The following is a 12,243-nucleotide window of genomic DNA, read 5'->3' on the forward strand; positions in this document are numbered from 1 at the left end:
GCCGCGAGAGCCGTGATTGGCCAGGGATAGTCCTTCGCGGGGGCAGCCGAGGTCGGGCCCCCGGAGCGGCGATGGAGCGAGGGAACCCCGGCGAAGCCGGGGCAAGCCCTCTTGGTTACCTTCTGGGGCGACTGCCAGAAGTAACTCGCCGGGGGGCGAAACAAGAAGTCTCTACTGAACTCAGTAATCGGTTTGGCTCAGGACCTTCCAGCAACACCTACTGCAGACAGACCAACTTATTCACCCAATTCGGCATCGTCGGGCGAATGAATTCGTCCCTACAGAACACAACACTGCTGACAGTAAGCTGTCAGCAGCCCCCCATTAAGGTGCTCCCCGTAACGGCGCTCGCCGAGCGCCGCCCCACCGAGATCAAGGAGAGCATCATGCACGCCATTCACTGGTTCGATCTGTACGTCAACGACTTCCAACGCGCCCGCCGCTTCTATGAAACCGCCCTCGATGTGTCCCTGGAGGTGATCGACGGCATGGGCGGACGCATGGGCCTGTTTCCCGCCGATCATGAGAACGGCGTCGGCGGCAGTATCGTAGAATCGCCGGACCATCAGGCCGGCGCCGGCGGTACGCGCGTCTACCTGAACGCCGAAGGCAAGCTGGACGCGGTCCTCGACCGGGTGCCCAGTGCCGGCGGCGAAGTCCTGCAACCCAGGACCTCCATCGCCCCGCACGGCTTCATCGCCGTGATCAAGGACAGCGAAGGCAACCCGGTCGGCCTGCACAGCATGAGCTGACCGCCAGGATTCCCGGCATAGAGGCCGGATCAGGAGAGACGATGAGGCGCGCCGACCGACTGTTCCAGATCGTGCAGTTCCTGCGCAGCCGCCGGCTGACCACCGCGCAGTGGCTGGCCGAGCGGCTGGAAGTGTCGGTGCGCACCATTTACCGCGACATCCAGGACTTGTCCCTGTCCGGCGTGCCCATCGAGGGCGAGGCCGGCGTGGGTTACGTGCTGCGCCACACCATGGACTTGCCGCCGCTGATGTTCGACCGCGACGAGATCGAAGCCATGGTGATCGGCGCGCGCATGGTCCAGGCCTGGGCCGATCCCGCCTTGCAGCGGGCGGCGCAGTCGGCGCTGGCGAAAATCCACGGCGTGCTGCCGGCCAGCCTGCGCGACGAACTCAACGGCAACCGCCTGTTCGCCCCCAGTGGGCGCCCCTTCGCCAACCACTGGATCGGCACCTTCCGCCAGGCCATCCGCGAACGACGCAAGCTCTGGCTGACCTACCGCAGCGAGAGCGAAGCCATCACCCAGCGCTGCATCTGGCCGCTCGGCCTGTTCTTCTGGGGACAGGTCTGGACCTTGTCCACCTGGTGCGAGCTACGCGGTGACTTCCGCAACTTCCGCATCGACCGGGTGATCGACCTCAACCCGCAGGACGAGCACTACCCGCTGGAACCGGGCAAGCGCCTGGAGGACTTCCTCGCCCAGTACGTCGACCCGGCGACCTTCGCGCCAGCATTCAAATCCTGAAAGGCCTAAGTTGAATGGTGCAACGGCGAAGCGCACAGTATGGCGCTTCGCGGCCCCCAGAAAGGATTTCGACATGCGCAGTCTCCGCTTCGGCCTGATCGGCGATCACGATCCCGATGTCACCGCCCACCGGGCGATTCCCCTGGCGTTCGATCTCGCGGCGACCACGCTGGACCTCCCCCTCGAAGCCGAATGGCTGCCCACCGAGCGCATCGACAGCACCGGATGCCTGGCCGATTTCGATGGTCTCTGGTGCGTCCCCGCCAGCCCCTATCGCAACACCGACGGCGCCCTCCTCGCCATTCGCCATGCCCGCGAAACCGGTGCGCCATTCCTCGGCACCTGCGGCGGCTTCCAACATGCTCTGCTGGAATATGCCCGGAGCGTGCTCGGCTGGAGCGACGCCGCTCATGCGGAACTCGACCCGGAAGGCACCCGGCTGGTGATCCAGCCACTGGCCTGCGCCCTGGTGGAAGCCGTCGGCCCGGTGCGTTTCGTCGCCGACAGCCGCCTGGCCCGCGCCTACGGCGCCCTGGAGGCGGAGGAAGGCTACCGCTGCCGTTTCGGCCTCAACCCGGCGTTCCGCGAGGCGCTGACTGATGGCCCGCTGCGTATCACAGCCACCGATGACCAGGGCGATGCCCGGGGCATCGAGCTGGAGGACCATCCGTTCTTCGTCGCCACCCTGTTCCAGCCGGAGCGCGCCGCCCTGGCCGGCCGACTGCCCCCGGTGGTGCGGGCGTTCGTCGAGGCGGCGGCCGAACGGCGAGGGTGACCGCTCTCACGCTCCGGATGTAAGCGGCTGGCAGGGTATCGAGCCGCGTGCTACATAGGCGGCATCTCCGCACGGATGCCATCCTTATGCCTCTACTCGCTCTGCTAGTCATCGCCTGCCAGGTCGCCTGCGGCCTGCACGTGGTCCGCACCGGCCAGGAACGCTACTGGCTGTTCCTGATCATCAGCCTTCCCGGCCTCGGCTGCCTCATCTACTTTCTCGGCATCATGCTGCCGGACATCCTCGGCAGCCGCACCGGCCGCCGCGCGGTGAACCGCCTGCACGACCACATCGACCCGGAACGCCACCTGCGGGCGCTGCGCGACGAGCTGAGCCTGCGTGATACCCACGAAAGCCGCGTGCAATTGGCCGACGAACTGGCCCGGCTGGAGCGCTTCGCCGAAGCCGGCGAACACTATCAGGCAGCGCTGCGTGGCATGCATGAACAGGACCCGTCGATTCTCCTCGGACTGGCCCGCGCCCAGTTCGGCCAGGGCGATGCCCTGGGTTGCCGGCTCAGCCTGGAGCGCCTGATCCAGCACAACCCGCAGTACCGGTCGGCGGACGGCCATTTGCTGTACGCCCGCGCCCTCGACCAGCTCGGCGAAACCGCCAAGGCTGAAGAGGAATACGGCGCCCTGGCCAGCTACTACGCCGGGCCGGAAGCACGTTATCACTATGCCCAGATGCTCATCCGCCTGGACCGTACCGGCGAAGCGCGCACCCTGCTGGAGCAGATCGAAGCCTACGCCCGCCGCGCCCCACGCCATTACCGCAACCTGCATCAGCACTGGCTGAACCTGACCCGCCAGACGCTGAAAGCGCTGGATACGCCGGAGCGGAAACAGGCCTGAGTCAGACGTTGCACTGTTTCTGTAAGAGCCAGCTCTGCTGGCGATTCGTGCGTTCGACGATACTCCGCTTCGCGAGCAGAGTTCGCTCCTACAAGGCAAGGCGCTGCTGCACATAACGCCGTAGCCCGAATAAGCGCCAGCGCAATCCGGGCTACAGGTGTAGGGGCGAATTCATCCGCCCGACGGGGCCTTATGAGCAGATAAATCCCCCACACCGCCCCGCTTCCGTAGGAGCCAGCTCTGCTGGCGAAGCGTTTAACCTGCCACTCGCCTAACCCCGCTAACGCTCCGCTTCGTCGACAGGCAACACTGTCACCCGCACCTCCGGGTCATGGCTGCCGCCGCCGAGGATCACCCCGCGCAGCGGTGAGACATCGGAGAAGTCGCGTCCCCAGGCCAGGGTGATGTGTTCCAGATTCGGCAGCACGGCATTGGTCGGGTCGAAGTCCACCCAACCGAAACGCGGGCAATACACCGACACCCAGGCATGCGAGGCGTCGGCGCCGATCAGGCGGGGCTGGCCAGGGGGTGGCTGGGTCAGCAGGTAGCCACTGACGTAGCGGGCCGCCAACCCACGGGAGCGCAGACAGGCGAGCATCAGATGGGCGAAGTCCTGACAGACGCCACGGCGCTTTTCCAACACTTCCAACAACGGCGTCGCCACCTGGGTGGCGGCCGGGTCGAAGGTGAAGTCGGTGAATATCTTACGCATCAACGCGTCTACCGCCTGCAACAACGGCCGGCCGGGCGTGAAGCAGTCGTCGGCGAACAGCACGAAGGCATGCTTTATCCGCACCGCCGGCGATTCGAAGCGGAAGCGGCTGGCTTCCAGGCGCTCGGTATTCAGGGGCTGGCCGCTGTAGCCGAGGCTGTCACGCGCGCTTTCCCAGGACGGCGAGGTGGCGAGATCAATGGCCGGCCGGGCCAGCACTTCCACCTCCAGACGCGCGCCGACTTCGAGTTCGCCGTGAGGACGCTCGAAGGCCAGGCGGGTCAGCGGATTGCCGAACACGTCCTGCTCGTCTCGCCGCCGAGTCGGTTCCGGACTGATCGTCAGTTGCCGACTCAGACAGTGCTGCCAGGAGCTTTCGCGTGGCCACAGGTGCGCCAGTTGCTGCGCCAGGGAGACCGGCGCGGCGTAGCGGTAGTGGGTATCGTGCATGACCCGATAGCGGGCGCTGGCCACAGCATCGGAGCGTTTATCGGAAGAAGTCATAGCGAAACCGTCTGCTGGCTGGCATCGACGTGGGCGAAATAGCGCAGGGTGAGACGATCGGAAAGCTGTCCGGCCGCCTCGGCGATTTCCCGCAGCAGGTCGCCCAGCCCGTCGAGCACGGCGCGCATTCCGGCTTCACCGAACAGCGGGCTGTCGAGGGTGCCCAGGTCCACGGCGCGCAGGCGTTCGCCGAGCAGATCGAGGCCCACTTCCGGCGGACCGCCGAAGTCGTCACTGAGCTGCTGCAGCGCGCGTTTCAGCTCGCTTAACTGGAACGACACGGCATGCGGGTTCTGCTCGTCGAGCAGCAGCAGGTCGAGCACCGGGATCAACTGCGGCGCGGCCTGGTAGCGCGAGCGGTAGGTGATGGTGCTGTTACCCAGCTCCAGCAGCCATTCGAGGCCGGCCTGGTCCTGCGCGGCGCGTCCGAGGAGGAACCCGGCGATGGCTTCGGCGAGGAACTGCAGGCGCTCGATGCGCCGGCCGATCATCAGGAAACGCCAGCCGTCGTCGCGGGTCATGTCATCCAGGGCGAAACCGGACAGCGCCGAGAGCGACATCAGCAAACGGTTGAGGAAATCCAGCAGCTCGCCGAGATCGCCTTCGTCGCGTTCGAGCAAGTGGGTCTCGCGCTGGATTTCCACCAGCGCATGCCAGTTCTCCCGCGACAACCGCCCACGTACCTGGGCTGCCGAGCCGTTCAGGCGCTGCAGGTTGGCGCGCAGGCTGAACGGCCAGTCCTCGCCGATCAAGGCCTGGAACAACCGCGTTTCCAGCTCGCCTTCGCCGGGCAAGAGGTCGAGCTGCGCCGCCAGATCAACGGCAGCCTCCAGCGCCAGCGGCTCGTCGTCGTCATCCACGTAGCGAACAAGGATCACTCGCAGCAGGCGGCTGATGTCATCGCAGCGCTCGGCGTAACGACCGAACCAGAACAGGTTTTCCACTACCCGCGACGGCAGGTAAGGGTCGCGCCGCACGATGTCCTGCACGCCCAGCGGGCGCGGACGCAGCGGCTCGCCGAGGGCTTCGCGGCCGGCCAGCACCCAGGTGTCCTTGCTGCCGCCGCCGCTCTGCATGGCCACCACGTCGGCACCGGCCTCGGCGGCGACGCGGGTTAGCCCGCCGGGAAGCACGCGGTAGCCATCGGCGCTGGCCACCGCATAGACGCGCATGCCGATGGCGCGCGATTGCAGGCAGTCGTCCTGCCAGACCGGCGCCTGGGACAGTTGCGCCACTTCCTGAGCCACATAGGCATAGGGCCGCGCCCGCAGGCGCGCAGCCAGCTTGGCCAGCCCGGCTTCGTCGAGGCTGTTGGCGAACACCGGGGCGAAACTCTGCGAGGGAAAGGCCGGCAGCACCAGCAGATCGGCGAGTTTGTCCAGCGCCTGCTCCAGCACCGGCGGCTCGCCGCACCACCAGGTCGCAATGGAGGGCAGCAACAGTTCATCGCCAAACAGGTGCTGCTGGATCTTCGGCAAAAAGCCGAGCAGACCCGGCGACTCCAGCACCCCGGAGCCCAGCGCGTTGGCCACCAGCACCCTCCCCTGGCGCACCGCTTCGAGCAGGCCGGGCACACCGAGGGCCGAGTCGCTGCGCAACTCCAGCGGATCGCAGAAATCGTCGTCCAGCCGGCGCAGCAGCGCATGCACGCGGCGCAGGCCGCCGAGGGTCTTCAGATAGAGGGTGGCGTCGCGCACCGTCAGGTCGTGGCCCTCCACCAGCGGGAAGCCCAGGTGGCGGGCCAAGTACAGGTGCTCGAAGTAGGTCTCGTTGAAGCGCCCCGGCGTCAGCAGGACGACCAGCGGCGTTTCCCCCGTATCGCAGGGCGCCTGGCTGACCAGGGTCTCGCGCAGGGTGCGGAAGTAGCTCGCCAGGTGCTGCACACGCAGTTCGCGGAACAACTCGGGGAAGGTACGCGAAATGATCTGCCGGTTTTCCAGGGCATAGCCGGCACCGGAAGGGGTCTGGGTGCGGTCGGCGATGACCCACCAGCGACCATCCGGTGCACGGCGCAGGTCCGCCGCATAGACATGCAGGAAGGTCCCGCCCGGTGGCTGGATGCCCTGGCAGGGCCAGAGGAAATTGTTGTGGCCGAACACCAGTTCGGTCGGCAGCAGCCCCTCGCGCAGCAGCCGCTGCGGGCCATAGAGGTCGGCCAGGACCGTATCCAGCAGGCGCGCCCGCTGCGCCACGCCAGTGGCGATGCCGCGCCACTCTTCGGCGTCGATCAGGTTCGGCAGCAGGTCCAACTCCCAAGGCCGGTCGGTGCCCTTGGGGTCGGCGTAGACGTTGTAGGTGATGCCGTTTTCCTGGATCTGCCGCGCCACCAGCGCCTGGCGCTGGCTCAGCTGCGCCGGGTTGCTGTGCATCAGGTGCTGGTGGAACCGACGCCAATGGGGACGGACTTGGCCGCTGGCGTCGAGCAGTTCGTGGTAGGCCCGCGTGTCGTGCGGGAGGGCGGCGAGCAGATCGGGCATCGGTGACTCGGAGGCAGTGTCTCGTGGGTGCGCAGGGCGCAAAGCGTCCGCCGGACTGGAATCAGTCGCCGCTGGGGAACGGCTCGAGACTATAGACCCTGGACGCCATCCAGGCAGCGCAAGAGTTATGCCATCGATCCAGCAGTGCCACGCCGTATTGGCACCGCGTGCGCGCCCCATGACGGAGCACAGCCCTACCATGGCGCACCGCCTCCGCACGAAAACAGGGCGACTACGAGCAGCCGCCCTCCAGGCTGGCGATCCAGCGCCGCACCAGCTCCACGCCTTCCGCGTGCGCGGTGGAACGGCCCAGCTCCGGCATCATCGCGCTGGGGTCGAGGCTTTCCAGGCGGTAGATAAGGATCGAGTCGCCCGGGGCGCCGGGCTGGATATCGACCAGGCGATTGCCGGAACCCTTGCCGGCCGCCACTGGCTGCTTGCAACGGCCGTAGCGGATGCCGAAGGGGGTCGCCGGGTCGAGCAGCAGCCCGGACGTGCGCGCTGGCCCCTGTGGGTTGTGGCAGTGCGAGCAGTTGGCGTCCAGGTAGCTGCGGGCCTGCTGTTCCAGACTCTCGCCGGCGCGCGGCTGGCCGAACAAGGCATTCTGCGGAACGCCGGCCAGCCCAGCCGGCAAACCCTCGAGCAGGCCGCGTTGTTGCCAGTGAACGAGCTGGTTATCCACACCGTCGGCATAGGCGAAGTCTTTGTTCAGGTGCCTCGCCTTCGGCCCCAGCGGCTGAATACCCAAGCCGTGACGTTCTTCGTGACAACCGGCGCACTGGTTGGCATCGGGTACCTGGTAGTCCACCGCCAGCGTCTGCCCCGCATCACTCACCAGCGTCATCGCCTCGCTGGCGCCGGCCCACTCCAGGCGGGCATCGCGCTGATCCGCATCCCAGACATAAGGCAGCGCCACCCAGCCATCCCGCTGATGCAGCAGGATACGCGTCTCCACCAGGCGCACCCGCTTCAGGTCGAGGCCACGTTGCGGGTCGTAGACCGACAGGTTGGTGCGCAACAGGCCGCCCTGCTCGTCCTTCGGGTAGTAGAAGGTCTTGGTCAGCACCGTGCCGACCGGGTAGTCGAAACGCGCCTCGGCATAGACCGCCGCCTCCCCCTTCGGCATCCAGACGGTGCGCATCTTGTGCGCGTAGTCGCTGAACAGCGGCGTGTTGAGGTCGTACGGCAACACCTCGGCATTCTGCTGCAGATGGCCGTCCACCCTGTGCAGCATGCCCCAGGCGGACAGGGTTTCCGGGTAATCCTCGCCCTGCGGCAGGTACAGCGGCGCCGGCGCTTCGCCACAGGCAGCGAGCAACAGGCCGGCGAGCAGCGACAGCAGGCCCTTCATACGCCGGGCTCGCCCAGCGCCAGATGCACCGCCGGCAGCTTGGCCAATTGGCAGCGATGGGGGGTGATGTCGGTGCTGATGTTCTTGAAGTCGTTCGGTGCGTCGACGTTGATCAACCCGGCCTCGCCGTTGTCGACACAGATGGCCAACTCTGGCGGCAGGCGGCCGTCGACCTGTTTCTTCGGATCGAAATAGCCATCCCAGAGGATGTCCGGCAGGCGGCCGTTGAGGCCGAACTGGGTGATCTTCAGCGCCTTCAGGTCGAGGTGGTCGGGGCTGTCTCCGCCCGGCCCGAAACGGTTGCCGTGGATGTAGATGCCTTCCGGGTAGGGATCGAAATCCTCGGTGGTGGAAAGCTCCGTGTAGCCGGTACTGAAGTAGCTGCTGATGATCACGTTGGCGGTCTTGTGCTCGCCGATGTCGTTATCGAAGATTTCCACCTGGTCGTTGGAGTTGATCACCACCCCCGATCCCGCCGGCACGCTGGCCACCGGCGTGCCCTTGTGGCCGAAGTTCTTGTGGTTGTTGCCCTCGACCCGGTTGCGGTAGACCCGCGTGGCATAGCCCGGCTGCGGCAGGTTGGGCATATTGAACACCAGAATGCCGCCGGTGTTGCCGGTGGCGACGTTGTCGTAGACGTCGGCACCGATGGTGTTCTCGATCTCGATGCCGGCGACGTTGCGCTCGGCGCGGCTGTTGCGCACCACCACGTTGCGCGACTGGCCGACATAGATGCCGGCATCCGACGCGCCGATGGCGACGCTGCCGTCGATCAGGGTGTTCTCGGTCTGCACCGGGTAGATGCCGTAGGCGCCATTCTCGGTGGCCGGGCCATTGGTCCATTCGGTACGCACCCGGCGGATGACAATGTTCTTGCCGCCGACCACCTTGAGCGCATCGCCCTTGGTGTCCTCGAGGGCCAGGTCCTCGATGGTGAAGTCCGAGGCATCCACCAGCAGCCCTTCGGCCCCGGATTTCTGCCCCTTGAAGTTAAGGATGGTCTTGTCCATGCCCGCGCCGCGCAGTGTCACGCCGCTGACCTTGAGACTCAGGCTGCGGTCGAGCTGGTAGGTACCGGCAGGAATCTCGATGACGCTACCCGGCTTTGCCTTGATCAGACGAGCCTGCAGGTCTTTCTGGAAATCCAGGTGGGTCTCCGGCGCCTGCTCGCCGCAGGCAACGAGCAGCACGGACAGGGCGACCACGGGCAAGGCGGCGCTACGCATGGCACGACTCCGGTTATGGTTATTTTGATTGGCACTATAGTACCAATTTCAAGGCAGACCAAGTGTGCTGACAAAAGCTGTGGTGTATCCGTCGTCTTCGCAGGGGCCAGCTCTGCTGACGAAGCTTTGCTGCGGGACCCGTTCGCGAGCAGAGCTCGCTCCTACGAGGCTAGGCGGCTTTGCGGCAAATTCATTCGCCAAACCCACCCTCGCCGGGCGAATGAATTCGCCCCTGCAACGAGCGGGCACGGCGGCTTTTCGTAGAAGCCAGCTCTGCTGGCGAAGCTTTGGTGCGGGGCCATTCGCGAGCAGATCTCGCTCATACAAGGACGAGGCGGCTTTGCGGCGAATTCATCCGCCCAAACCCACCCTCGTCGGGCGAATGAATTCGCCCCTACAGAGAGTGGGCCCGGATGGCGAGCGAATCAGCGCGGGGCTTGGGGACGTTTGCCGGGCTTCTTCTTGCCCTTGGCGAAAGCGGCAGCCTTACCCTGCTCGTTCTTGGTCCAGGGCTTGGAGCCGTCGCTGGCGCGGGGCGGCAGGCCAGTGTGCTGGGTCAGAAGGGGTGTGCTGCCCTTCTTGCTGCCCGCAGGGGTGGAGTTTTTCCGCCGGGCGCTCTGGTAACCACCGTCCACCGCCGGCTGGAACGCCGGGATGAGTTGGTGCTTGCCGTTGCCGATCAGGTCAGCGCGGCCCATGTCCTTCAATGCCTCGCGCAGCATCGGCCAGTTGTTCGGGTCGTGGTAACGCAGGAAGGCCTTGTGCAGGCGGCGCTGGCGGTCGCTCTTGACGATATTCACCCCGTCGCTCTTGTAGGTGACCTTGCGCAGCGGGTTCTTGCCCGAATGGTACATGGCAGTCGCGGTGGCCATGGGCGACGGGTAGAACGCCTGCACCTGGTCGGCACGGAAACCGTTGCGCTTGAGCCAGAGGGCGAGGTTCATCATGTCCTCGTCGGTGGTACCCGGGTGCGCGGCGATGAAGTACGGGATCAGATACTGCTCCTTGCCCGCCTCCTTCGAGAATTTCTCGAACATCTGCTTGAAGCGGTCATAGGTGCCGATGCCCGGCTTCATCATCTTGGTCAGCGGCCCTTCCTCGGTGTGCTCCGGGGCAATCTTCAGATAGCCGCCGACGTGGTGGGTCACCAGTTCCCTGACGTATTCCGGCGATTCCACGGCGAGGTCGTAGCGCAAGCCGGAAGCGATGAGAATCTTCTTCACCCCAGGCAGGGCGCGGGCCGAGCGATAGAGCTGGATCAGCGCCGAGTGGTCGGTGTCGAGGTTGTCGCAGATGCCCGGATAGACGCAGGACGGCTTGCGGCACGCCGACTCGATCTCGCGGCTCTTGCAGGCGATGCGGTACATGTTGGCGGTCGGGCCACCCAGGTCGGAAATCACCCCGGTGAAACCCGGCACCTTGTCGCGGATTTCCTCGATCTCGCGAATGATCGAGTCCTCCGAACGGCTCTGGATGATGCGCCCCTCGTGCTCGGTGATGGAGCAGAAGGTACAGCCGCCGAAGCAGCCGCGCATGATGTTCACCGAGAAGCGGATCATCTCGTAGGCCGGGACCTTCGCCTTGCCATAAGCCGGGTGCGGCACGCGGGCGTAGGGCAGGCCGAACACGTAGTCCATCTCTTCGGTGGTCATCGGGATCGGCGGCGGGTTCAGCCAGATGTCCATGTCGCCGTGCTTCTGCACCAGCGCACGGGCGTTGCCCGGGTTGGTCTCCAGGTGCAGCACGCGGTTGGCGTGGGCGTAGAGCACCGCATCGTTGCGCACCTTCTCGAAGGACGGCAGGCGGATCACCGTCTTGTCGCGCTCGAGCTTCGGGTGCGGCAGCAGTTGCACCACCTTGGCCTCGTTCGGGTCGTCCACCGGCCCCGTGCCTTTTTCCTGCTCGATGGCGCAGGCGGCGGTGTCCTGGGTGTTGACGTAGGGGTTGATGATCTTGTCGATCTTGCCTGGCCGGTCGATGCGCGTGGAGTCGATCTCGAACCAGTCCTCGGGTGTATCGCGGCGGATGAAGGCGGTGCCGCGGATATCGGTGATGGTGCCGATGGACTCGCCACGGGACAGCCGCTGGGCGATTTCCACCACAGCGCGCTCGGCGTTGCCATAGAGGAGGATGTCGGCAGTGGCGTCCATCAGGATGGAGCGGCGCACCTTGTCCTGCCAGTAGTCATAGTGGGCGATGCGGCGCAGCGAGGCCTCGATGCCGCCGAGCACCACCGGCACGTGGCTGTAGGCTTCCTTGCAGCGCTGGCTGTAGACCAGGCTGGCGCGGTCCGGGCGCTTGCCGGCTTCGCCGCCGGGGGTGTAGGCATCGTCCGAGCGGATTTTCTTGTCCGCGGTGTAGCGGTTGATCATCGAGTCCATGTTGCCCGCCGCCACGCCGAAGAACAGGTTCGGCTCGCCGAGCTTCATGAAATCGTCTTTCGAGCGCCAGTCCGGCTGGGCGATGATGCCGACGCGGAAGCCCTGGGCCTCCAGCAGGCGGCCGATGATAGCCATGCCGAACGAGGGATGATCGACGTAGGCATCGCCGGTCACGATGATGATGTCGCAGGAGTCCCAGCCCAACTGGTCCATCTCTTCCCGGCTCATCGGCAGGAAAGGTGCAGGCCCGAAGCATTCGGCCCAGTATTTCGGATAGTCGAACAACGGCTTGGCGGCTTGCATGGCGTGACCAGGGAGACTCGAAAAAACGCGGGCGCGGAATATAGCACAAAAATTGAACAAGTCCGACCCCGCCACTCAGGTTTACCGCCGCTCCGCTTGTGGTCTGAACCCCGTCACCAGGCGCTGAGCCACGCAAAAACCGACATCCTCGCTCGGATTTCCATC

At 65.7% G+C, this 12,243-nt stretch carries 9 protein-coding genes; 4 read left to right on the forward strand and 5 right to left on the reverse strand.

All coding sequences use genetic code 11. The annotated features are described in order from the left end of the window. Positions 1 to 386: 386 nt before the first annotated feature. From PIN01S_RS00005 to PIN01S_RS00020, 4 genes are all read left to right on the forward strand, one after another. A complete protein-coding gene (locus PIN01S_RS00005; protein ID WP_084332783.1) occupies positions 387 to 752 on the forward strand; it encodes a VOC family protein in 366 nt (121 codons plus the stop codon). 41 nt (positions 753 to 793) lie between these two features. Continuing rightward, positions 794 to 1,495 carry a helix-turn-helix transcriptional regulator gene (locus PIN01S_RS00010; RefSeq protein ID WP_084332784.1) on the forward strand — a complete coding sequence of 234 codons (702 nt, stop codon included), beginning with the start codon at positions 794 to 796 and terminating at the stop codon, positions 1,493 to 1,495. 73 nt (positions 1,496 to 1,568) lie between these two features. Continuing rightward, positions 1,569 to 2,270 (forward strand): CTP synthase C-terminal region-related (seleno)protein, encoded by a 702-nt coding sequence (locus PIN01S_RS00015; protein ID WP_084332785.1) that lies wholly within the window; start codon positions 1,569 to 1,571, stop codon positions 2,268 to 2,270. An 86-nt stretch (positions 2,271 to 2,356) separates the two neighbouring features. After that, a complete protein-coding gene (locus tag PIN01S_RS00020; protein WP_084332786.1) occupies positions 2,357 to 3,124 on the forward strand; it encodes a hypothetical protein in 768 nt (255 codons plus the stop codon). 280 nt (positions 3,125 to 3,404) lie between these two features. On the opposite strand, the gene PIN01S_RS00025 is transcribed toward PIN01S_RS00020, so the two are convergent. The 5 genes from PIN01S_RS00025 to PIN01S_RS00045 all read right to left on the reverse strand — a co-directional run bounded on the left by PIN01S_RS00025 (position 3,405) and on the right by PIN01S_RS00045 (position 12,078). After that, on the reverse strand, positions 3,405 to 4,340 hold the full coding sequence (locus tag PIN01S_RS00025) for a transglutaminase family protein (protein ID WP_084332787.1): 936 nt from the start codon (positions 4,338 to 4,340) through the stop codon (positions 3,405 to 3,407). Then, complete coding sequence (locus tag PIN01S_RS00030; protein ID WP_084332788.1) at positions 4,337 to 6,817, reverse strand: circularly permuted type 2 ATP-grasp protein; 2,481 nt, start codon at positions 6,815 to 6,817, stop codon at positions 4,337 to 4,339. Before PIN01S_RS00030 ends, PIN01S_RS00025 begins: the two co-directional genes overlap by 4 nt. Before the next feature lie 232 nt (positions 6,818 to 7,049). Then, positions 7,050 to 8,168, reverse strand: coding sequence for an SO2930 family diheme c-type cytochrome (locus tag PIN01S_RS00035; RefSeq protein WP_084332789.1), 1,119 nt, complete (start codon positions 8,166 to 8,168; stop codon positions 7,050 to 7,052). Beyond that, positions 8,165 to 9,394, reverse strand: a complete 1,230-nt coding sequence (locus PIN01S_RS00040) for a parallel beta-helix domain-containing protein (protein ID WP_084332790.1) — start codon at positions 9,392 to 9,394, stop codon at positions 8,165 to 8,167. The genes PIN01S_RS00035 and PIN01S_RS00040 overlap by 4 nt, the downstream gene beginning before the upstream one ends. 425 nt (positions 9,395 to 9,819) lie before the next feature. Next, a complete protein-coding gene (locus tag PIN01S_RS00045; RefSeq protein ID WP_084332791.1) occupies positions 9,820 to 12,078 on the reverse strand; it encodes a YgiQ family radical SAM protein in 2,259 nt (752 codons plus the stop codon). Positions 12,079 to 12,243 lie beyond the last annotated feature (165 nt).

Source organism: Pseudomonas indica NBRC 103045 (assembly GCF_002091635.1).
In the GTDB taxonomy this organism is placed as follows: domain Bacteria; phylum Pseudomonadota; class Gammaproteobacteria; order Pseudomonadales; family Pseudomonadaceae; genus Pseudomonas_M; species Pseudomonas_M indica.

Excerpts from the sequence above, each read along its gene's own strand:
- PIN01S_RS00005 (WP_084332783.1), top strand. The coding sequence starts at position 387 with ATGCACGCCATTCACTGGTTCGATCTGTACGTCAACGACTTCCAACGC.
- PIN01S_RS00010 (WP_084332784.1), top strand. The coding sequence starts at position 794 with ATGAGGCGCGCCGACCGACTGTTCCAGATCGTGCAGTTCCTGCGCAGC.
- PIN01S_RS00015 (WP_084332785.1), top strand. The coding sequence starts at position 1,569 with ATGCGCAGTCTCCGCTTCGGCCTGATCGGCGATCACGATCCCGATGTC.
- PIN01S_RS00020 (WP_084332786.1), top strand. The coding sequence starts at position 2,357 with ATGCCTCTACTCGCTCTGCTAGTCATCGCCTGCCAGGTCGCCTGCGGC.
- PIN01S_RS00025 (WP_084332787.1), bottom strand. The coding sequence starts at position 4,340 with ATGACTTCTTCCGATAAACGCTCCGATGCTGTGGCCAGCGCCCGCTAT.
- PIN01S_RS00030 (WP_084332788.1), bottom strand. The coding sequence starts at position 6,817 with ATGCCCGATCTGCTCGCCGCCCTCCCGCACGACACGCGGGCCTACCAC.
- PIN01S_RS00035 (WP_084332789.1), bottom strand. The coding sequence starts at position 8,168 with ATGAAGGGCCTGCTGTCGCTGCTCGCCGGCCTGTTGCTCGCTGCCTGT.
- PIN01S_RS00040 (WP_084332790.1), bottom strand. The coding sequence starts at position 9,394 with ATGCGTAGCGCCGCCTTGCCCGTGGTCGCCCTGTCCGTGCTGCTCGTT.
- PIN01S_RS00045 (WP_084332791.1), bottom strand. The coding sequence starts at position 12,078 with ATGCAAGCCGCCAAGCCGTTGTTCGACTATCCGAAATACTGGGCCGAA.